Origin of the sequence: Bacillus sp. ISL-55 (genome assembly GCF_018613155.1) — a bacterium.
Lineage (GTDB): Bacteria > Bacillota > Bacilli > Bacillales > Cytobacillaceae > Mesobacillus.
This window is the reverse complement of the sequence record NZ_JAGGQU010000045.1, coordinates 9,928-30,784: the sequence shown is the minus strand read 5'-3', so window position 1 is coordinate 30,784 and position 20,857 is coordinate 9,928. Positions and strand designations below refer to the sequence as shown.

Annotated in this window: 19 protein-coding genes and 1 pseudogene; 4 read left to right on the top strand and 16 right to left on the bottom strand. The window is 43.2% G+C overall.

The genetic code is table 11. The features are described from left to right. Positions 1-19: 19 nt before the first annotated feature. The 6 genes from J7E32_RS19840 to pdxR form a co-directional block, all read right to left on the bottom strand. Entirely contained in the window at positions 20-400 is a 381-nt protein-coding gene (locus J7E32_RS19840) for a hypothetical protein (protein WP_214911010.1), read from the bottom strand. A 168-nt stretch (positions 401-568) separates the two neighbouring features. Then, positions 569-3,241: a pyruvate, phosphate dikinase gene (gene ppdK, locus J7E32_RS19835; RefSeq protein ID WP_214911008.1), complete on the bottom strand. Its 2,673-nt coding sequence runs from the start codon at positions 3,239-3,241 to the stop codon at positions 569-571. After that, positions 3,241-4,059 carry a pyruvate, water dikinase regulatory protein gene (locus J7E32_RS19830; RefSeq protein WP_214911006.1) on the bottom strand — a complete coding sequence of 273 codons (819 nt, stop codon included), beginning with the start codon at positions 4,057-4,059 and terminating at the stop codon, positions 3,241-3,243. The genes ppdK and J7E32_RS19830 overlap by 1 nt, the downstream gene beginning before the upstream one ends. 13 nt (positions 4,060-4,072) lie before the next feature. Beyond that, positions 4,073-4,720 carry a transcriptional regulator CcpN gene (gene ccpN, locus J7E32_RS19825; protein WP_214911023.1) on the bottom strand — a complete coding sequence of 216 codons (648 nt, stop codon included), beginning with the start codon at positions 4,718-4,720 and terminating at the stop codon, positions 4,073-4,075. Between the two features lie 1,209 nt (positions 4,721-5,929). Then, positions 5,930-6,685: an exodeoxyribonuclease III gene (locus J7E32_RS19820; protein ID WP_214911004.1), complete on the bottom strand. Its 756-nt coding sequence runs from the start codon at positions 6,683-6,685 to the stop codon at positions 5,930-5,932. 41 nt (positions 6,686-6,726) lie between these two features. Continuing rightward, positions 6,727-8,136 (bottom strand): MocR-like pyridoxine biosynthesis transcription factor PdxR, encoded by a 1,410-nt coding sequence (gene pdxR, locus J7E32_RS19815; protein WP_214911002.1) that lies wholly within the window; start codon positions 8,134-8,136, stop codon positions 6,727-6,729. Between the two features lie 137 nt (positions 8,137-8,273). Here pdxR and J7E32_RS19810 point away from each other — a divergent pair, with 137 nt between their 5' ends. After that, the gene (locus tag J7E32_RS19810) at positions 8,274-9,152 is read left to right on the top strand and encodes a DMT family transporter (protein ID WP_214911000.1); all 879 of its coding nucleotides are present in this window, start codon (positions 8,274-8,276) and stop codon (positions 9,150-9,152) included. On the opposite strand, the pseudogene J7E32_RS19800 reads toward J7E32_RS19810, so the two are convergent. The 4 genes and pseudogenes from J7E32_RS19800 to J7E32_RS19785 all read right to left on the bottom strand — a co-directional run bounded on the left by J7E32_RS19800 (position 9,149) and on the right by J7E32_RS19785 (position 12,945). Next, positions 9,149-10,534: pseudogene (locus J7E32_RS19800) on the bottom strand (FAD-binding domain-containing protein). The gene J7E32_RS19810 and the pseudogene J7E32_RS19800 sit on opposite strands and share 4 nt — an antisense overlap. Before the next feature lie 128 nt (positions 10,535-10,662). Beyond that, entirely contained in the window at positions 10,663-11,526 is an 864-nt protein-coding gene (locus J7E32_RS19795; protein ID WP_214910994.1) for a DUF3307 domain-containing protein, read from the bottom strand. A 30-nt stretch (positions 11,527-11,556) separates the two neighbouring features. After that, complete coding sequence (locus J7E32_RS19790; protein WP_214910992.1) at positions 11,557-12,300, bottom strand: hypothetical protein; 744 nt, start codon at positions 12,298-12,300, stop codon at positions 11,557-11,559. Between the two features lie 207 nt (positions 12,301-12,507). Continuing rightward, a complete protein-coding gene (locus J7E32_RS19785) occupies positions 12,508-12,945 on the bottom strand; it encodes a peptidylprolyl isomerase (protein WP_214910990.1) in 438 nt (145 codons plus the stop codon). Positions 12,946-13,291: 346 nt separating this feature from the next. Here J7E32_RS19785 and J7E32_RS19780 point away from each other — a divergent pair, with 346 nt between their 5' ends. Both J7E32_RS19780 and J7E32_RS19775 read left to right on the top strand, forming a co-directional pair. Beyond that, positions 13,292-13,783 (top strand): VanZ family protein, encoded by a 492-nt coding sequence (locus tag J7E32_RS19780; RefSeq protein WP_214910988.1) that lies wholly within the window; start codon positions 13,292-13,294, stop codon positions 13,781-13,783. Further along, a complete protein-coding gene (locus J7E32_RS19775) occupies positions 13,773-14,234 on the top strand; it encodes a GNAT family N-acetyltransferase (protein WP_214910986.1) in 462 nt (153 codons plus the stop codon). Before J7E32_RS19780 ends, J7E32_RS19775 begins: the two co-directional genes overlap by 11 nt. 143 nt (positions 14,235-14,377) lie before the next feature. On the opposite strand, the gene mug is transcribed toward J7E32_RS19775, so the two are convergent. The 6 genes from mug to J7E32_RS19745 form a co-directional block, all read right to left on the bottom strand. Next, positions 14,378-14,896 carry a G/U mismatch-specific DNA glycosylase gene (mug, locus tag J7E32_RS19770; protein ID WP_214910984.1) on the bottom strand — a complete coding sequence of 173 codons (519 nt, stop codon included), beginning with the start codon at positions 14,894-14,896 and terminating at the stop codon, positions 14,378-14,380. A gap of 41 nt (positions 14,897-14,937) precedes the next feature. Beyond that, a complete protein-coding gene (locus tag J7E32_RS19765; RefSeq protein ID WP_214910982.1) occupies positions 14,938-15,183 on the bottom strand; it encodes a hypothetical protein in 246 nt (81 codons plus the stop codon). 123 nt (positions 15,184-15,306) lie between these two features. Continuing rightward, entirely contained in the window at positions 15,307-16,131 is an 825-nt protein-coding gene (gene fdhD / locus J7E32_RS19760) for a formate dehydrogenase accessory sulfurtransferase FdhD (RefSeq protein ID WP_214911022.1), read from the bottom strand. Positions 16,132-16,249: 118 nt separating this feature from the next. Then, complete coding sequence (locus J7E32_RS19755; protein ID WP_214910980.1) at positions 16,250-16,807, bottom strand: helical membrane plugin domain-containing protein; 558 nt, start codon at positions 16,805-16,807, stop codon at positions 16,250-16,252. Then, a complete protein-coding gene (fdhF, locus tag J7E32_RS19750) occupies positions 16,800-19,757 on the bottom strand; it encodes a formate dehydrogenase subunit alpha (protein ID WP_214910978.1) in 2,958 nt (985 codons plus the stop codon). Before fdhF ends, J7E32_RS19755 begins: the two co-directional genes overlap by 8 nt. A 190-nt stretch (positions 19,758-19,947) precedes the next feature. Continuing rightward, the gene (locus tag J7E32_RS19745; protein ID WP_214910976.1) at positions 19,948-20,379 is read right to left on the bottom strand and encodes a hypothetical protein; all 432 of its coding nucleotides are present in this window, start codon (positions 20,377-20,379) and stop codon (positions 19,948-19,950) included. A gap of 182 nt (positions 20,380-20,561) precedes the next feature. Between J7E32_RS19745 and J7E32_RS19740 the strand changes: the two genes are divergently transcribed. After that, positions 20,562-20,717 carry a hypothetical protein gene (locus J7E32_RS19740; protein WP_214910975.1) on the top strand — a complete coding sequence of 52 codons (156 nt, stop codon included), beginning with the start codon at positions 20,562-20,564 and terminating at the stop codon, positions 20,715-20,717. The last annotated feature ends 140 nt before the right edge of the window (positions 20,718-20,857 follow it).

Sequence of the window (20,857 nt, the reverse complement as noted above, 5' to 3'; positions counted from 1 at the left end):
AATCAGTGGAACGGCTTTATTATGCGTTCTTCACCTTTAACTTCTTCATGACTTTAGTTAGAACCTTTTTGTCGTCCTTTGTTACACTTTTAGGTTTAATCGGTGATACCGGCTTAATTTTATCGACGTTATCGACACTTAGGATTTCCAGATAAAACGGAGTGGTTTTCCGATTTCCCTTCAGATATCCCTTTAGGATTTTCATTTTTTCAGAGGTACCTGTGAAAGCACCTTGATAATCCCATTCTATTTCATTTTTATATCTTGAATCCATTTTTTCTTTTAAAGCAAATGCTTCAGATACTGCATCCTCCGGCGTCACAAAATAGGATTCCGTTCTCCTTAACCCCTTTTTTTTGCTGCCATCGCCCGCTTTTGCCTGATAAAGTTTTACTAACATTTCCCTCATCCTCTCTGGTTTGGTCTCACGCCTTCTCATGGTAAGTGGAAACACCAGAAGACCCGAGGAATTGCGTATATAGATAGTATACCCTTTTTTCCATCAGTTACCTATTAATAAGGAAATAAAAACAAAGGAGCGTGTTTCTGTACACGCTCCAATCATAGGTTATTTAGCAATAACAGCCTCTTTTTCATTGTTTCTCTCATGACGGATTGTCGCCTGTGCAGCAGCCAGTCTGGCAAGCGGAACACGGTATGGAGAACAACTTACGTAGTCAAGTCCTGCATTGTAGCAGAATTCGATCGAACTCTTTTCACCGCCGTGCTCACCACATATACCGGTCTTCAGTCCAGGCTTTGTCTTGCGGCCAAGTTCTACTCCTGTCTCGACCAACTTGCCCACACCCTCGCGATCAAGGACTGCAAACGGATTTTCAGGAAGGACCTTTTGTTCGATATACGCCTGAAGGAACTTTCCTTCAGCATCGTCTCGGCTGTATCCGAAAGTAGTCTGTGTCAAGTCATTCGTACCAAATGAGAAGAAGTCAGCTTCCTCGGCGATTTGGTCTGCAGTCAATGCAGCACGCGGTATCTCAATCATTGTACCCACTGTATATTCAAAATCCTTGCCTGTTTCTTCTTTAATACTCTGCGCAGCCACGTTTACCAGTTCACGCATTTCCTTTAACTCATTGACATGGCCGACTAACGGAATCATGATTTCAGGCTGTGCATCGATTCCCTTATCAGCCAAGTTCGCTACAGCATAGAAAATCGCTCTTGCCTGCATTTCATAGATTTCCGGATGAATCATGCCAAGTCGGCAGCCACGGTGACCAAGCATCGGATTGAATTCGTCCAATTGGCGTACCTTCTTAAGCAACGCTTCCTTTTCCTTAAGCTCTTTCGATTCTGGGTCAAGGATTTGCAATTTGGTGATCTCGACAATAAGTTCTTCTTTATCAGGCAAGAACTCATGTAAAGGTGGATCCAGCAAACGAATTGTTACAGGCAGCCCCTGCATCACTTCAAGAATCCCTTCAAAATCCCCCTGCTGCATCGGTAAAAGTTCATCAAGTGCTGCGTTTCGCTCATCGTATGTTTCAGCAAGAATCATTTTCTGGACGATTGGCACCCTTGCTGCGTCCATGAACATGTGTTCAGTTCGGCAAAGACCTATGCCGCCTGCTCCGAATTCAAGGGCCTTGGCAGAATCCTCAGGGTTGTCTGCGTTTGCACGGACTCCGATTTTGCGTTCTTCATCAGCCCAGGAAAGAAGCAGCTGGAACTCTTCTGAAAGCTCCGGTTCGATCATAGGGATTTCGCCAAGCATGATTTCACCGGTGCCACCGTCAATTGTAATGACATCACTATGTTTTACTACCACATCGCCAACACGGAACTGTTTTTCATGGAGATCAATTTTTATTGCTTCGCAGCCACATATACATGCTTTACCCATACCCCGCGCAACTACAGCAGCATGACTTGTCATTCCGCCCCGGCTCGTAACGACAGCCTGTGCGGCAATGATTCCATGGATATCATCTGGAGTTGTTTCTGGCCGGACAAGAATGACCTTTTGACCATCATTCGCAAGCAGTTCTGCCTCATCGGCATCAAATACTACTTTCCCGGTAGCGGCACCTGGTGAGGCAGGCAACCCTTTTGCCAGTTGATTGCGTTCAAAATCTTCATCAATTCGGCGGTGCAGAAGCTGATCCAATTGTTCTGGATCCACGCGAAGCAGAGCCGCCTTCTTATCAATGATTCCTTCCTTAACAAGTTCTGTGGCAATGCGGATGGCTGCTTGTGCAGTACGTTTCCCAGTACGAGTCTGAAGGATGAATAGCTCCCCGCGTTCTACTGTGAATTCAATATCCTGCATATCCTCATAATGCTGCTCAAGGCGATTGCAAGTTTCAACGAATTGCTGGTAAACAGCAGGCATTTCATCTTTCAAGGTTTGGATAGGCTGAGGAGTCCTGATGCCTGCCACGACATCTTCACCCTGTGCATTGATTAAGTACTCACCGTACAGTAGACTCTCCCCAGTGGAAGGGTCACGGGTAAATGCAACACCAGTTCCGGAATCATCACCCATATTGCCGAAAACCATACTCTGGATATTTACTGCTGTTCCCAGGTGTGAAGGGATTTTATTCAGACGGCGGTAAACAATCGCACGCTGGTTATTCCAGGAATCAAATACAGCGTTGATGGAAAGGAATAACTGTTCCTTTGGATCCTGTGGGAATGGCTTTCTAGTATGTTTTGTCACGATATTCTTATAACCTTCGATGACTTCCTTCCAGTCTTCTGCTGACATTTCAGGATCAGCTGAATAACCTTTTGCTTCTCTAGTTTCTTCAAGCAAGCGTTCGAAGAAGAACACATCGACATCCAGGACGACATCACTGAACATCTGGATAAATCGGCGGTATGAATCGTAAGCAAATCTCGGATTATTCGTAAGCTTTGCCATACCTTCAACTGTTTCGTCGTTCATTCCAAGATTCAGAATGGTATCCATCATTCCAGGCATCGAGAACACTGCACCAGATCGTACAGAGACTAACAGCGGGTTCTCAGGGTTACCGAGCTTCTTGCCTGTTTTCTCTTCAAGTTCTCCCAGCGCTTCGAGTACCTGCGCCTGTACTTCAGCTGGAATAGTCTTGTCAGCGTCATAATAGGCATTACATGCTTCAGTGGAAATCGTGAAACCAAAAGGTACCGGCAAGCCGATACGTGTCATTTCCGCGAGGTTCGCGCCTTTACCTCCCAGAATTTCTTTCATTCCGCTATTTCCTTCATTAAAAAGATAAACAAATTTAGACATCAGCCAAAACTCCTCTCACTTTTTAAAATATCCAGTATCAAACCTGCCGTTTCTTCGATCGCCTTATTGGAAACATTGATAACAGGGCAGCCAACACGTTTCATGATCTTCTCTGCATAATCCAGCTCTTCCAGGATTCGTTCATAGCTTGCATAATTTGCCCTGGCACCAAGTCCTAGCGCTTTTAGCCTTTCAGTCCTGATTTCGTTAAGTTTATCTGGCGAAATAATCAGACCGACACATTTGCTCCTCGGTATCTGGAATAATTCATCTGGCGGTTTTACCTCAGGAACGATTGGTACATTGGCAACCTTGTAACGCTTGTGTGCAAGGTACATCGATAATGGTGTTTTTGAAGTCCGTGAAACACCCACCAGTACGATATCCGCTCTTAAAATGCCGCGCGGGTCTCTGCCATCGTCATATTTGACGGCAAATTCAATCGCTTCAATCTTTCGAAAGTATTCATCATCCAGTTTTCGCATCATTCCCGGTCGGTGGTTTGGCTCCTTATTAAACTTCTTTTCAAAGGCATTCATCAGCGGATTCAGCAAATCAACCGCATATATCCCTTCCTCTTGAGCCCTTTTATCAAGATAAGCCTTAAGTGCTGGAACGACGATTGTATATGCAATAATTGAACGTCCTTGCTTCGCAACCAAGATAACATCTTCAATATCTTCCTCGTCCTCAACATAAGAATTTCTTCTGATTTCAACCTGGCCGCCGTTAAATTGGGTTGCCACAGCCTTTACTACAAATTCCGCCGTTTCCCCGACTGAATCGGATACCACATACACAACTTCCTTCATATCCAAATATGCTCACTTCCTAGACAGATTTTTGCTCTGCGATTTCTAGATATACCTTCGTAATGGTTGTTTTCGTTATTCGTCCGATGACTTCATATGAATCGGGTTTTTGCTTGAGTTCTCGGACGACAGGGAGAGAATCTATTCTGTTTGTTACAAGCTTTTTTGCAGCCTGGACCAGTGTTTCTTCAGGGTTCACGGTTATAATATTTGGCATCCTCGTCATGATGACGCTTACAGGCAGATCCTCCAGATTCTTGTTTCCGATTGCAGCCCTTAACAGGTCTTTCCTTGAAATGACTCCAGCCAGGCAACTTTCAGAATCAACAGCATACAGCGTCCCTACGTCTTCCAGGAACATCTGGACAATCGCATCATAAACAGAAGATGATTTTTGAACGACAATCGGATGGCCTTTATAGTCATTAACTTTAAGATTAAGAAATTCTGTCGGTTCAAACAGTCTCTCCTTATCCTTATTGAAAAAATAGCCGACTCTTGGCCTTGCTTCGAGGCTGCCCGCCATCGTCAGGATCGCTAAGTCCGGACGGAGAGTTGCCCGTGTCAGCTTCAGCTTTTCAGCAATCTGTTCACCAGTTATCGGGCCATCCTCCTTGACAATTTGAACGATTTCTTCCTGCCGTTTTGTTAGTTTAATAGAACTCACCACCAACGTACCCCCAATAATTAATATGTAACATTATCAAGGATTTTTTTAATGTGTTATCCTTATTAATTTATAGTATATAACATTTAGTTAAAAATCAAAAGAAAAGGTTTTGATAATTCTTTGAATATATTAAAACAGCTGGATTTCATGGTGTTGAACAGGGTTATTTTTCGTTAAATATGTCATACTGTTCCTTAAAATTAAAGGTTATTTGAATTAACAGACCGTTTTTGGACTGCTATTTGGGGAAGTGGCGGAAAAATTTGTTCGAGCCGGGTGATACTTCAGACAGCTTTGGAGCAAATCCAGGTAAAGCGGTCTGAACCTGGGGCTACTTCGGACAGCTTTGAAGGAAATCGGAGAAAAGCTGTCTGAACCTGGGGCTACTTCGGACAGCTTTGAAGGAATTCTATGTAAAGCTGTCCGAACCTGGGGCTACTTCGGACAGCTTTGGAGCAAATCCAGATAAAGCTGTCTGAACCTGGGGCTACTTCGGACAGCTTTGGAGCAAATCCAGGTTAAGCTGTCAGAACCTGGAGCTACTTCGGACAGCTTTGGAGCAAATCCAGATAAAGCTGTCTGAACCTGGGGCTACTTCGGACAGCTTTGGAGCAAATCTAGGGAAAGCTGTCTGAACCTGGGGCTACTTCGGACAGCTTTGAAGGAATTCTATGTAAAGTTGTCCGAACCCGGAGCTACTTCGGACAGCTTTGAAGGAAATCAGCCAAAAGCTGTCTGAACTTGGAGTTACTTCGGACAGCTCTGGAGCAAATCTAGGTAAAGCTGTCTGAACCCAGGGCTACTTCGGACAGCTTTGGAGCAAATCCAGGTAAAGCTGTCTGAACCTGGGGCTACTTCGGACAGCTTTGGAGCAAATCTAGGTAAAGCTGTCTGAACCTGGGGCTACTTCGGACAGCTTTGGAGCAAATCTAGGTAAAGCTGTCTGAACCTGGGACTACTACGGACAGCTTTGGAGCAAATCTAGGTAAAGTTGTCCGAACCCGGAGCTACTTCGGACAGCTTTGAAGGAAATCAGCCAAAAGCTGTCTGAACTTGGAGCTACTTCGGACAGCTTTGGAGCAAATCCAGGTAAAGCTGTCCGAACCCGGAGCTACTTCTGACAACTTCAAAGCAATTCAGCCAAAAGCTGTCCGAACCATAGCTGTAAAAAAAATCCCCTCAATTTTTCGAGGGGATAGAGTCGATTTATAAATCTAGTTCTAGCGTTACAGGGCAGTGATCACTGCCCATGACAAAGCATTCTGCTCCTGCTTCTTTGATTGCAGATGCCAATTTTTCTGAAACAATGAAATAATCGATACGCCACCCAATGTTCTTTTCTCTTACTTTATTCATGTAAGACCACCAGGTGAAGACATCCTTAGCCTCAGGATGCAGGTGGCGGAAGGAATCAACGAAACCGCCGTCGAGGAGTTCTGTCATCTTCCCCCGTTCCTCATCGGTGAATCCGGAATTGCCGCGGTTTGGTTTTGGATTTTTCAAATCGATCTCATTATGAGCGACATTCAAATCACCGCAAAGGATTACAGGCTTAGTCTTGTCTAATTCAAGCAAGTACTCTCTGAGCTTGTCTTCCCAGGATAGGCGATAGCCAAGTCGCGCCAGATCACGCTGGGAGTTTGGAGTATAGACGTTAACGAGATAAAATCCTTCAAACTCTACAGTGATTGCCCTCCCCTCATGATCGTGTTCTGCCGAGCCGATGCCATACTTTACTGATAGAGGCTGTTGTTTCGAAAAAATAGCTGTTCCGGAATAGCCTTTCTTTTCTGCGTAATTCCAGAATTGATGATAACCTTCCAGTTCAAGGCTGATCTGGCCTTCCTGCAGCTTCGTTTCCTGTATACAAAAAAGGTCTGCGTCCGCTTCTTTAAAGAAATCTAAAAAACCTTTACGAGCACACGCCCTTATTCCATTCACATTCCATGATACTAATTTCATAATTCCTTATTCTCCTTGATGTATTTTCATATTCTTCTATTCTAGCAGTCTTCAATCAGCGATTCTAATATGGCGATTCCCTTTTGGATTTCTGCAACCGGAGCATTCGCAAACGAAAGCCTGAAGTGCTGCATTTTTTTTGTTGAATATATCCGTCCGGGGTTAATCAACACACCATTCGCGAGAGCTTTCCTGTACAAATCGGGCAACGAGATTTCCGGATTCATTTTTACCCATATGAAAAATCCGCCAGCAGGCATGTCCCATTCAGCAAAATGGCTCAAATGTTTTTCCAGTGCTCCCAAAGCGGCATTTCTTCGTACCTTTAATTCTTGCCTCACCTTCAATAAATGTTTCTCATACATTCCGCTGGATAACCATTCTGCGGCGACACGCTGTGATAAAGAGCTGGAACCGTAGACGGTCTGCATTTTCAGGTCAGCCAGCCGGTCAATGACCGCTTCCGGACCGGCAACCCATCCGATTCTCAGTCCAGGATTCAGGCTTTTCGACAGGCTGCCAAGATATAAAACATTTCCGTGCCTGTCATGCGATTTAATGGGAGAAGGCGGAGGAGAGTCTAGCCATAGATCACCGTAAACATCATCCTCAATGATTGGAAGCTGAGCACTCTCAGCGAGTTTGAGCAGCTGCTGCCTTCGTTTTTCTCCCATAAGAGTTCCTGTGGGATTATGGAAATTCGGATGGCAGTATAACACTGATTTTTTACTGTGATGCGCTGCCTCTATCATCTCAGGGATGATGCCTTCCTTGTCCATCGGGATGCCATGGAGTTTCATGCCTGCAGACTGGAAGGTGGATAAAGAATATAAATAAGATGGGCTCTCGAGGAAAACTGTTGACTCACTTTCTAATAACCCAATTGAAATAAGGTGCAAAGCCTGTAAAGCACCAGAAACGACTAAAATAGCTGAAGCCTGGACCATGATCCCTTTTTGATTAAGGTATTTAGCAATTGCTTCCCGCAATAGTGGATTTCCTTTTGGATCTTCATAGCCGAACGGCTCCAGTTCTTGTCCAACCTTAGTTAAAACTGACCTCATTTCTTCCAATGGGAATAAATCCTTCGATAGTTCTCCTTTACTCAGCTGAATCAACTTCTCATCGGACTCCGCCAGATTGATTGTCTGTACTGTCGACAGGCTTGCCTGATGGGTGCCCAGTCCCACTTGTTCATTCCAATTTATCGGTGGTGCGGACCGCATAAGTGTCCAGGTATTGTTAATGACTACCGTTCCCATTCCCAGTTTACCTTCAACCAGCCCATCTGCGGCTAATTCATCCAGCGCTGTTACGATTGTGCTTCTGTTCACACCGAATTGCTTTGCAAGGTCCCGCTGACTTGGGAGCCTGCTGCCAACAGGCCAAATCCCGTTTGTAATCTGCTCTTTAATATAATCGATTATTACTTTGTATTTAGGCGATTTCATGACCATGCTCCATTCAAAATTGGTTGGTTTTAATAAACTCTTATTGGTTGGATACATTTTACCAAGACCCAGGTATATTTGAAAGATAAAACAGACTATAGGGGGAAATTGGATGGTATCTAGCAGAGGTGGTTTACATGAACATTAGAATAGGGACTTCACACTTGCTTGTTATTTTATTATGGGGATCGGCTTTTGCAGGTATTAGGCATGGCCTCGAAGGATATTCACCTGAGCATTTGTCCTTTTTAAGGCTCTTGATCGGATCATTGGCTCTTGTTTGCTACGCAGCAATAATAAAAATGAAGCTTCCGGAATTGAAAGATTGGCCTGTGATATTCTTGTTCGGATTTCTGGGTTTCGCAGTCTATCAAACGGCGCTTAGTTTTGGTGAACTAACTGTGAGCGCGGGTGCTGCCAGCCTGCTTGTTTCAACTTCACCCGTTTTTATTGGATTATTAGGGAGCGTGTTCTTTCAGGAGCGGACCGGGAAATGGTATTGGTCTGGGGCCACCATCAGTATGGCAGGAATTTTCTTGATTTCTTTTGGTGCTGGCGGGGGTTTTGAGCTTGGTATTGGCATCATTCTTATCCTAATTGCTTCATTATCTGAATCACTTTACTTTGTCTTTCAAAAGAATTTTTTAGATAAATATGGTGCCCTCCCTTTCACGGCCTACACGATTTGGGCCGCCACCATTATCATGGCTTTCTTTTCTCCTGGAATTGTATCTCAGATTGCTGAAGCCCCGTTAGGAGCAACGATGAGCGCGATTTACCTTGGCCTATTCCCAACGGTGATTGCTTACTTTGCTATAGCCTATATTACAGCCAAATCCGGCGCCTCCGAAGCGGCAAGTTCCTTGTACCTTACACCTGCTGCTTCTTTCCTGATCGCCTGGATATGGTTGGGAGAAGTACCGGCGACCCTGACAGTAGCAGGTGGGGTGCTAACCCTTATAGGAGTTTCTCTGACCTATATCAAAGGGAGGAAAGAAGTGGCGGAATACCTTTAAATATCAAAGGATAGCTGCTCCGTTTCCCCTTCTTCTTTTCTCCTGCCGGGCTTTCCCTTTTTCTGTATGCCCTGGTTTTGAAGCCTGGCATTTTTATACGCCTTTTTCACATCGACCATTGGTGCTTCATAGCCCAGTTGATAAAAAGCAGGGGAAACCCACGGTTCATGAATGTATTCGTCCGGAAGCTTGCTTAACTCAGGGATATATCGGCGGATGAACGTGCCATCTGGATCAAGCTGCCTGCCGACTTTAACTGGGTCGATGATCTTCATCTTCCCTTTCATTCCCGCATGTTGCTGGAAATAGAATTCATGCACAACTGGTTCTTAGTCTAAAAACAACTCTGCCAGGGCAGCGGATAGCTGTTGCTCATCCAACAATAAAGTATTAGCCATAAAAGACGTTACCATCGCTCGCAATGAAAAGTTCATCCATCCCGTTTTATCCAGACTCCTCATGGCTGCATCGATAATCGGGATTCCCGTCCTGCCCTGAAGCCAGCGCTGGAACCAACCTTCATTCCATTCCCTTTTGATTTTGTTTACATCTCCCACTTCCTGCTGTTGTATTTTCATACTGCAAATTTTGAGCCTGGCAGCAAGCTTGGATAAAAAATCTTCAAGCTGTATTTTATCTCCATCCAGCTCACATGCTTCCAATTTTTCGCCTGTTTTCTGATAAATAGTCCTGACCGATATGTTCCCCCAAGTTATATAAGCAGAAAGTCTTGAGGATGAAAACGAAGATGGGAGCGGCTTTTGCTGGTTTTCGATGTAGTTTGCAAATCTCCCCTCGAGGAAAGAATCCAGCGTTTCAATTGCCTTCATTTCTCCCCCTTGCTGGCCAAAGCGGATTTTATTTCCCTTTACTCTGTAATTCTGAAGTTTTTTAAAATCAGTGAAAAGAAAATCCGGTGTATTTGACGGTACATCAATCTTATTTGGAACTTGGGCTACCGATTCTTTTAAATAAGAATTTAAACGAGTATTAAAATGCTTTCCTGAGATATTTTCAAGTTCCAGTCCATAGGAAAAAAGAAGCTGCTGATTTTGTTCTGTCCATTTTTTAACTTTATCCATCAACATGCTATCATTGTGCGTAAATAAATTTATATATTCATAGGTATCCAGCAATTTGTCCAGAACTGTCTCGATCTCACCGATTGCAAGAAAGAGATTCCCTCCCTTTCCCGCAATTCCCTTCGACAGCTCTTCGAGACTTTCAACAACAAATTGAAAATGGCGAGCAGAAAGCGGTGTATCCTTCCAGTGTGAAGGCACAACTACATACACCGGTAAAACCTCTCCCGCCCTGGCTGCTTCGGTCAGAGGCTGATGATCGGAACTGCGCAAATCATTATTGAATAAGATGATATTCATTCAAATCACTCCGCTATCTACACTTTTGCATGGCATATAAAAATCCTTATTATCCTCTTAAAATAAGGAAACGAGAGTTAAAACTACTAAATGTGCGAATTGTTAGGAATTCTAATTTTTAAGCAAGACTAATTTAATATTTCCCTTAAAAGAATACCGAACATGATACCGATGAACATAGACGTCAAGGTACCAAGGAGAAAGTATTCCGCCCAGTCACGATCGTCCATTTGTTTAAAACGGGCGATGGATTTCGCGGTAACAATAAAGGCGATTGCCGGATACGAACTGTAGTATGTAAGTAAAATAACCAGAAGACGCTCGATATAGCCAATCAGCTTCCCGCGTGACATATCGTGTTTGTTGAAGACCATATAGCTGTATTGCTCGGACAGTCCTCTTTCACCGTTACTTTTTTGCGGATACGCCGGCTCCTTCAGCTCATTTTTAAAAGTATATTTCCCTTCAAAGGTTAACAGCTGCCCAGGCAGAGAACCAAGAAGGATGCGTATTATATGTCCGCTGACCGTTGTTCCCAATATTAAAATAATCACAATGACAAGGATCGTACTATAAGCGTCTAAATGCCGCCCTTCCTCGAACAGAAGCTGTATAAATCCATCAACATTGGAGACAAGCGATCTTTGAAAAAACAACTGCAACGCCATCAACAGCATGAAAAGATGCAGCAGCTGGTCCAATATAAAAAACCATAGTTTATTTAAATTTTCGCGTGCCGTAAATTGATCCACAATTTTAATCTTCACCAGGTCAATGATTAGGTGGGTACCTGTTATGAATAGAACTGGCCAGACGATAGTCGTTACTGGGGCATTCTCCTGATAAAATAAGAGCCATCCTGCCGTGAGTACAGCTGTGTTTACAAGAAAATGATGAGCTATATGCTTTTTAAGATTTTTCGGCTTATCCTGCACCATTTGATCAGTCTGAAGGTAAAAATCGGCTAGTAAATGTGCAATAATTAAACTCAATAAAAGCATGCCTGCTCCTTTCACCAGAATCTAGAAGCTGAAAATATCCTGCACCTGGCTTTTAATAGTTGTTCTAATGCTTTCTTCAAGAGTCTTCGTGTGGTTATTTCCCATTTCCGGGAACTCCTTCGCCTGACAGGCATCCAAAAAACTTACGATATTACGGAAACTACGAAAGATCTGCTCGCAATGTCCCTTTTTAAAATGGCTGTAGACCGTAGGAGCTGAGCGATCGAGAAGCTGAGCTACAGCATTTTGCTTGCCGTAGATGAGATAAAGCGAGCACACTAGCCGCTGCACATCCGTTTGCTCTTTTCTCAGTACATGCTGCAGCATGAGCATGCTATTTATTAATGTCTGCGAACTGGGCTCAACATCATTAATTTGAAAATGGAATGATTCCCTGTCCTTCTGTTTTTTCAGATGGTCATTGGCTTTTCTAGCCTGCTTCACCAATGGATGGATCCACTTTTCAATATCAATTTCCGCAACTTTCTTATCCAGGCTGCCATAGGAGAGCCCAAAATAAGGCGGGGTTTTTTCATATTTCCAAAGCAAACTTACATAAAAGGCTGTAATAAAAGCAGATGAATATCCCTCGGACAGAAGAATAACTTCATCCCCAGAACGGTGTTTAACCTGAACTGAACCGCTATTTCCATACCAATCTCTAATATATCTCTCAAGCTGCGCTATATAATTGCTCAGCTCCTCGCCGTAATCTGCAGAAGAAGACTTCGTTACATCCATTATGAATACAGAAACTGGCACCATTGCCATTCCACCCAACATTTATAATTTGATTAACTAAGCTAATTTTATATAAATTAGATAGTATAGTCAAATTTATTCAATGTTAGACTTTATAATTAAATTTTTTTATACAGTTAACCTCTTCTACATCCTAACAAGAGCGTATGTTCGGTTCAATGGGTAAAAAAGTACAAAAAAAAGAGCCCTCAGGCTCTTCTTGAGAAGTTCTTATTCTTCGGTAATAACGACCTTTTCCATAACGTCCCCGTTGCGCATTGCTTTAGCTGCTTCCAAGTTAGAAGTAACTTTTCCGAATACTGTGTGCACGCCATTAAGGTGTGGCTGTGATTCATGTACGATGAAGAACTGGCTTCCGCCTGTATCTTTTCCAGCGTGTGCCATCGAAAGTGAACCCGGTACGTGCTTATGAGGGTTTCCTTCTGTTTCACACTTGATTGTGTAACCTGGACCACCAGTACCTGTTCCGTGAGGGCATCCTCCCTGAGAAACAAAACCAGGAATAACGCGGTGGAAAGTCAAACCGTTATAGAAGCCTTCGTTTGCAAGCTTCTCAAAGTTCGCAACTGTACCAGGAGCCTCGTTTGGGTATAGTTCGATTTCGATTTTCTCACCATTTTGCATTTGTATGTATCCTTTTTTAGCCATGTAAATCATCTCCTTGTGGTAAAATCATTGTTATCATACCACTATTCCAAAAAAAAATAAAAGTATCCACCTTCAAATTGTATTTTTCCAACTTGGTTGTGTTAAAATATAACTGCCTCTGCCGGACATTCGCTTGTTGCGGGACACTTAACCACTGTACGGACGGCAGGGGCCCTGCTTAGGCAGGATGATAATACAAATAATCAAACCTTGCCTTAGGGTAAGGTTTTTATTTTAATTACTGGGCTGCTGTTTTTTTTAAAATCAAAGTTTCATATACCCGGTATTTAAACCAATACTTTTAGTAGATTAATAGTGTTAATATCAATCAACCTAAGGAGAAATTATGCTAAATCTCATAGATTTCAAACACAAGAAATGGATTGCGGCAATATCTTATGCATTATTCATCCTATACATCATCATTGCCGTAATTTTGCTGTTCCTTAGCCCATACAGGCAGGCTGCATATGAAATCAATTCTGCAGGCACCAATCCATATAACATCATCCCGTTTAAAACAATCAAAGACTACATTAAGGCTTCTTCGCACATCAATCAAAGTATCTGGATGTCCAATTTATTCGGGAATGTTCTTGCCTTTTTCCCTTTAGGAATTTTCCTTCCCTGGTTGTTTAAAAGGTTCATGGGGTTTTGGCGAACGATCAGTTCTGTCTTTCTGGCGACTACCTCGGTAGAGATCCTCCAGTTTGTGACCAGGGTTGGCAGTTTTGACATTGATGATATTATTCTCAACACAATAGGCGGTGCAATTGGGTATCTGTTAATCAAAATTTTTTATCTACTAATATTGAAAGGGAAAACAAGTGGACATTAGAATGTTAAAAGACGGCGAACAGCCACCCTGGAACCTGCTCCTCCTGGCTGATCCTTCTCAATATTTGGTTTCACAATATTTAGATAAAGGTTTGTGCTATGTCGTAGAATCAGAAAACGAAGTTACAATCGGAGTAATCGTACTGGTTCCAGTCAGTAATCATATCATCGAAATTATGAACCTGGCAGTCGATGAAACTCACCAAGGCAAAGGTATCGGCAACCTCCTGCTCAAGCATGGAATTCGGACTGCAGCAGAAAAAGGTTATACTACGGTTGAAATCGGTACAGGGAATTCGAGCATTAACCAACTGGCTCTTTACCAAAAAGTTGGCTTCAGAATCACTGGAGTAGATCATGACTTTTTTATCAGGAATTATGAAGAACCCATTTTCGAACATGGCATCCAGTGCAGAGATATGATCCGATTATCGATGCACTTGTCAGAGTAAGAAAAGAGCGAAAAGCATCCTTATGAGTGGCGAGAACGAGACATAAGGATGCTTTTCTCTCATATATGTACCCTTACAGGAAGCGAGGGCACGGCATAAGGGTACATTTAGCCTTAAAGTGAATTATGAACGTTCTTCCTCCCTCAGGTCCTTTTCAATTCTTCCTTCAAAAGCGGGAGTTCTTTGTAAATCCCCACTACTTCATCCATCTTCATCCTCACTAGCCCGCTTGAGGATGGAGCAACGAAATCAATGGTACCATCCACGACAGGTTCATCTTGTTTTCCCCATGGAATATCTTTTTTGCCGCTGTATTGCTGGTAAACGCCTTTACCAACGAAACAAGCGATTTTCGGACTGAATTTCTCGATTTTTTTTCTTAACTGAAGTTTCCCTTGCTGGTATTCTTCTTTTGTAATCTCATCCGCTGCTTTAGTCGGACGCGCAACTATGTTCGTCATCCCGTAGCCTAAATCCAGCAGCTGATAATCCTCTGAAGAATCATACTTTCTTGGCGTGATACCTGCTTCAAAAAGAATCTTCCAAAATCTATTGTTTGGGTTAGCGTAATGATGTCCCGTTTCTGATGACCGGATGCTGGGATTGAAACCGACAAAAATAACGTCCAGATTCTCCTGTAAATGATCAGTAATCGGCTTCACATTCTCAACTCCTCTCAAATGTTGCCTTTCTCTATCTCCACTCACCAAAATCGGCCTGGCAGCTCATTATTCTTGCTTATATTCTTGAAAATTCTTAAGTGGAACAAAAACTCGTCATAAAACATGGTTTCGGCACTTTCAAATGAATATGCGTCCGAAAAGTGATCCAATAGTTCGGTATCAATATTGTCTTCAAGACCGCTCAGCCACATTTTATAGCCATGTTGTTCATAAATCTCTGATAGACCTGCCCAATCGAACATATCTTGCAAATCCTTTTCACCCATTCTATCACCCCTTCAGTTCTCACCTCCATTTTTCCATACTTCTACACACCTTATACAACGGCCCATTCATATATCCATAGGCATCTCGGGATACAGAGTTTCATTCTCTAAAATAAGCCAGGTTTATTCAACCTGGCTTTCCTGAACTCTGAATTTTGCTTCTGCAACACGTACCGGGTGTGTATAGACATTCAGGGAACGATGTCTGATAAAGCCGATCGTCGTGATGCCCAACTCGTCCGCAAGCTTAAGGGCAAGCTCAGTAGGAGCAGATTTGGACAGTACAATCGGGCAGCCAATTTTGGCAACCTTCAATAAAATTTCTGAAGAAATCCGTCCACTGAAAACAATTATTTTATCATGAATCAGGATATCATTCTTCAAGCAATAACCATAAATTTTATCCAGGGCATTATGGCGACCGATATCCATCCTCGACACAACCGGGCCGAACAAATTGCAAAGAGAAGCATTATGGACTCCCCCTGTATTTTGAAAAAGTTCAGCGGAATCCTGCATTTCCTCCATAAGCCTGAAACAATCCTCTACTTCAATTTCTGTCTCCACTTTATGCAGTTTTTTTGCGGTCATTGCGTCTGTGGCAAACACAAATCCCGATCTGCTTGCTCCACAGCATGAGGTCAGGTGACGCTTCCCTTGCAAATTCTTATACACAGGATTTACCCTGGATGTTTTCACATGAACAAATCCTTCTTTTTCCTGGATCCATATATCCTCTATATCTGTATACCTCCGGATGATTCCCTCTGAAGCCAGATACCCAATTACCATTTCTTCAATGTAATCTGGAGTGCAGATCATTGTAACAAACTCCTGGCCATTCACTTTAATGGTGACAGTATATTCCGTTACGATGCTGTCTTCCAATCTTTCGGCCTGGCCTTCTCCAAAACGAAGGATCTCCCTTTTAACTTCGACTGGTTTCAAAGCAGCCATCCTCTCTGATTGAAGTTTTGCTTTACAGTAATTTACTTTTATCCAAAAAGCCGAATAATCAAACTTAAAAAGCATGCAGCAAGCTGATGCTTGCTGCATGCCTAGTAGACTACTTTTCCTCCAGGGTACCATCCTGGCTCTGGTGGATATCCTGATTTTCCGGTAATTGAGTGGTTCTTTCAAGCCCCTCCGTATCTTCACCCATCCCTTTAAGGAATTCAAAGAGCAAAGATAACGCGCGGTTTATTTCCGGATCTTTCAAAGAACGGACTATATCAAAATATCCAAGCTTGTCCCCATCCTCGCTATCAGTATATTCTGCTACTCTCGCAATACCAGAATTCAATTTTAACAGCAAAGGTTCAAGCTGTTGGACATTGATTGTACCGAGAACACCAACCATCAGCAAAAGGTTCTTGATTGTATTGGTAGCTTCAGGTTTGTCCGCTGCCTTCACAAGAACATTCAGCACCTTATCCCCTTCACTGAACAAACCGTCCAAAAGCGTCAGCACCCCGCGCTGGTTCATATGCTTCAGTATGTCCATCGACTGTAAGATCGCATCCTTGTTATCAAGCAAGGCAGTCTCGATTTCATCCAGATCCCTTTTTCGTTTTTGTTCCTCTGTCAGTTGAATATGCTTGATGTTAGTGATTGCTTTAGCCATGCTGGGTCCGCTCCTTTTTCACATGATCTCCAGGAAATTTATAATCCGGACGTGCCCATTTTTTCTCGACCTGGACGCCTATTTGCGGCTGTGGATTGCCGTATCGGAAATTATTCCTTGGTAATGGATTGACTCCTTCAAGTTGGAGTATTTCCATTTTGGCCTTCGTCTCTTTATAGGCTGGAGTATCCGTATTTTTATCACCATAGCTGCTTGTCAGGAGATTGATGGCAGCATCGCCCTGGTCATTCATAGGCAAATAGACTTCCTTTCCTTTCACTCTGTCGGTAACAACACACCTTACCTTGACATTGCCATACGGCGATGTCAGCCTGACGAGTGTTCCGTCCTTCAAGCCCCTTTCTTCTGCAAGCTCTGGTGAGACCTCAAGGAATGTTTCAGGTGTCTTAGAGGTGATTCCTTCTGACTTATAAGTTAAATTCCCTTCATGGAAATGCTCAAGCAAACGTCCATTATTGACATGGATATCATATTCCTCTCCATATTGAATCGGAATTGACCATTTTACCGGGTAGAGGCGCGCTTTACCATCAGGAAATGGGAAGCCATCCAAATACAATACAGGGCTGTCCGTTCCATCTGGCTGTACTGGCCATTGCAGGCTGTTGTACCCTTCCAGGCGTTCATAGGTAACTCCTGAGTAGATTGGCATGAGGCTTGCTGCCTCTGCCATGATTTCACCTGGGTGTTCGTAAGCCCAGCCTGCTCCGAGGCGGTTTGCGACTTGAATCAGAATCTGCCAATCAGGTTTCGAGTCACCGGCTGGATCGAATACCTGGTACAACCGCTGAATTCTGCGCTCAGTATTTGTGAACGTGCCCTCTTTTTCGAAGCTTGGGCTTGCTGGCAATACAACGTCTGCAAATTGTGCGGTCCTTGAGAAGAACACATCCTGTACTACAAAGAAGTCGAGCTTTTCATAGCCAGCCTGGACGTGATTGATATTGGAATCCACAAGTCCCATCTCTTCACCCTTGACATAAAGGGCTTTTAGAGTTCCGTTATGCATCCCTTCAACCATGTCATGGTTATTGATCCCCGGTTCAGCAGGCAGCTTGGTTCCCCATACCTGTTCAAACTTCGTGCGTGCCTTATCATCGGTTACCTTTTGGTATCCTGGCAGTGAGTCCGGGCTGCTGCCAAAATCGCCTGCGCCCTGGACATTGTTATGGCCACGCAGCGGATATGCACCCGTTCCTGGACGGCCGTAATTTCCAGTAATCAGCAATAGGTTTGAAATCGCTGTACTAGTGTCGCTCCCGCCGATATGCTGTGTAACTCCCATTGCCCATAATGCACAAACACTTTTTGCTTTATGAATGCTCTCTGCAATCTCGATCAGTGTAGCTTTAGAAAGGCCTGTAGTTTTTTCTGCATATTCCAAAGTGAAACCTTCAAGACTATCGACGTATTCTGAAAGTCCATTGACTTTATTGTTCAGGAATTCTTCATCCGCCCAGCCCTGGTCGATAATATATTTTGTCACAGCTGAAATCCAGACCAGGTCACTGCCCGCCTTAGGACGAATAAACAAATCTGCTCGGTCAGCCATTTCGTGTTCACGCAGATCAGCAACAATAACCTTTTGCCCATTTAGCTTTTGGGCCCGTTTCACCCTTGTTGCCAGGACAGGATGAGCCTCTGCTGTATTGGAACCAACGATAATGACTAAATCAGCCATCGCGATATCTGTAATGGATCCCGCATCTCCCCCATGGCCAACAGTCCTGAACAAACCTACAGTAGCGGGCGTTTGGCAATACCTTGAGCAATTATCGATGTTATTCGTTCCAATCACCGATCTTGCCAGCTTCTGCATCAAATAAGATTCTTCATTCGTACATTTCGATGATGTTATAAAGCCTAGTGAATCAGGTCCATGCTCATTTTTGATTTCTGTGAATTTACTGGAGATTAGATTCAATGCCTCATCCCATTCTGCTTCTCTAAAGCTGTCACCTTCACGAATCAGCGGCTTTGTCAATCGCTCTTCACTGTTAACGAAATCCCATCCGAATTTACCTTTTATGCATGTAGAAATTCCGTTTGCTGGTGCTTCAACCTGTGGCTCTACTTTCAGGATTTCACGGCCCTTTGTCCATACATCAAAACTGCAGCCCACTCCGCAGTATGTGCAGACAGTCTTTGTCTTCTTGATTCTTGATTCACGCATCGCAGCTTCCATATCAGAAATCGCCAAGATGGAACCGTAACCTGTCTCGACATTTTTGGTGATCTCAATCATTGGCCTTAATGTGTCTTTGGCGATTCCTGTTAAAAAGCCTGCTTCACCTTCCATTCCTTTTTCCATCATCGCGTTACACGGGCATACCGTTGAACAATGACCACAAGAAACACATGAAGATTCATTGATGGGTACATCATTGTCCCAAATAACACGAGGCCGATCACGTTCCCAGTCGATTCTCAGCGTCTCGGTTACCTGGACATCCTGGCAGGCTTCAACACATCTCCCGCATAAAATACATTGATCGGGATCATAACGGTAAAAAGGGTTTGATTCATCTTTTTCATAAGGTTTTTGATCAAACGGGATGCTCTGGTGATTTATTTTCATTTCTTTTACTGTGTTATGTACCTCACACATCCCATTATTGTAGTCACAGACAGTACAGTATAGTTCATGGTTAAAAAGGATCTTGTCCATCGCCATTGTTTGTGCCTTCTTAACATCTGGGGCAACAGTGTCGATGGTATCTCCATCTTTCATAATCGTCGAACACGACCTGACCATTTCTCCATTCACTTCTACGATACAAGTATCACACGTCTCGATTGGTCCAAGGCTAGGGTGGTAGCACACACTTGGCACTTCAATCGAACTATCGGAAAGGTATTGAAGGATTGTTTGATTTTCTTTTGCCGCCACCTCGGCACCGTTGATTGTTACATTTATTTTGCCAGACAAGACCTCATCTTCCTTTCTGAATAGAAATTGCTCTCTTTCTCACTACCCAAACCAGGAATGATGTTAACCTTTTCAGTAGAGTTTTTCGAAAAAAAGAAATAGAGACTTGCTGTTCCCTAATTACGCTCCTCCTGCACAATAACGAACAAAAAGCCCTTCCTGAATCAGGTAAAGGCTTTGTTTACGTCTTCTATAAAAAGCGGCAGGCATCATTGCCCATTTCTTCAGAGGAAAGAATATACAGGGAATTACCACTATGCGATTTTTCTTTAGAAAAACCAAAGTTTTCTAACTCATCATATTTACCATTCACGATGATTGCTGAAGTGAAAAGCAATGCCTGCAGATGGAATAGTGATACATCAATCATATCTGTCAGTGAATCGCCGGGCCTGATGTCTGCCAGTACAGCAACCCTCCCGCGAATCCCTAAGTTTTCATAAGCATATTCAATACTATCCGCCATGGTGTGAGAAATGGCTGCAGCAGTAGTAATGATGTCATTCCAATTTTCATCAAATACATAAGCATGCCAGGGAGATTGGTTTGACGCAGTTAGAAACTCAATTTTAAGAAATTGCTGGTCATTATCAAAGTGGTAAACCGATTTCAGTGCATCCATAGTTACCCTCCATTAGTAAAGTAGAAATAGTTTCCCTCTGTAAGCAAAAGTTAATGAATTTGTTTTGCATGATTTAAAATCGTTAGCAAATACTTACAACGAAGTTACCCGAAGCATGAATTTTGTTGAAAAGGGAAAAAGGTAATAAACAATCATTAATCAGTTGTAAGGAGGATGTAAAAATGGAGAAAAAGCAAAATAATCATAAAAATGCAAATGAGGAAAATGAACAGCAGCACAGCATGGTATGCAACGATCAATTATTTTTTCAGGAATTAAGAATAGCAGCTGAAGAAGCAGAGCGCGACCATATCGATACAGATCAAAGTAAGGCATAAGAACAAAAAGCGCAAGCGCCTCGTTCAGCCCCGACAAGCGCTGGAGAGCCGCCCAATGAAGTCGTTCTTTGACTTCAATGGGCGGATCGAAATAGAAATGTATAGCCAACTGCCCAGAAACGCAGAAACTGGAGACTCCG

What these genes read in the sequence shown, in the direction of transcription:
- J7E32_RS19785 (WP_214910990.1), bottom strand. Translation starts at nt 12,945, where the DNA reads ATGGCTAAAAAAGGATACATACAAATGCAAAATGGTGAGAAAATCGAA.
- ppdK (WP_214911008.1), bottom strand. Translation starts at nt 3,241, where the DNA reads ATGTCTAAATTTGTTTATCTTTTTAATGAAGGAAATAGCGGAATGAAA.
- J7E32_RS19810 (WP_214911000.1), top strand. Translation starts at nt 8,274, where the DNA reads ATGAACATTAGAATAGGGACTTCACACTTGCTTGTTATTTTATTATGG.
- J7E32_RS19780 (WP_214910988.1), top strand. Translation starts at nt 13,292, where the DNA reads ATGCTAAATCTCATAGATTTCAAACACAAGAAATGGATTGCGGCAATA.
- J7E32_RS19840 (WP_214911010.1), bottom strand. Translation starts at nt 400, where the DNA reads ATGTTAGTAAAACTTTATCAGGCAAAAGCGGGCGATGGCAGCAAAAAA.
- J7E32_RS19740 (WP_214910975.1), top strand. Translation starts at nt 20,562, where the DNA reads ATGGAGAAAAAGCAAAATAATCATAAAAATGCAAATGAGGAAAATGAA.
- J7E32_RS19755 (WP_214910980.1), bottom strand. Translation starts at nt 16,807, where the DNA reads ATGGCTAAAGCAATCACTAACATCAAGCATATTCAACTGACAGAGGAA.
- J7E32_RS19765 (WP_214910982.1), bottom strand. Translation starts at nt 15,183, where the DNA reads ATGGGTGAAAAGGATTTGCAAGATATGTTCGATTGGGCAGGTCTATCA.
- J7E32_RS19820 (WP_214911004.1), bottom strand. Translation starts at nt 6,685, where the DNA reads ATGAAATTAGTATCATGGAATGTGAATGGAATAAGGGCGTGTGCTCGT.
- J7E32_RS19790 (WP_214910992.1), bottom strand. Translation starts at nt 12,300, where the DNA reads ATGGTGCCAGTTTCTGTATTCATAATGGATGTAACGAAGTCTTCTTCT.
- J7E32_RS19745 (WP_214910976.1), bottom strand. Translation starts at nt 20,379, where the DNA reads ATGGATGCACTGAAATCGGTTTACCACTTTGATAATGACCAGCAATTT.
- pdxR (WP_214911002.1), bottom strand. Translation starts at nt 8,136, where the DNA reads ATGAAATCGCCTAAATACAAAGTAATAATCGATTATATTAAAGAGCAG.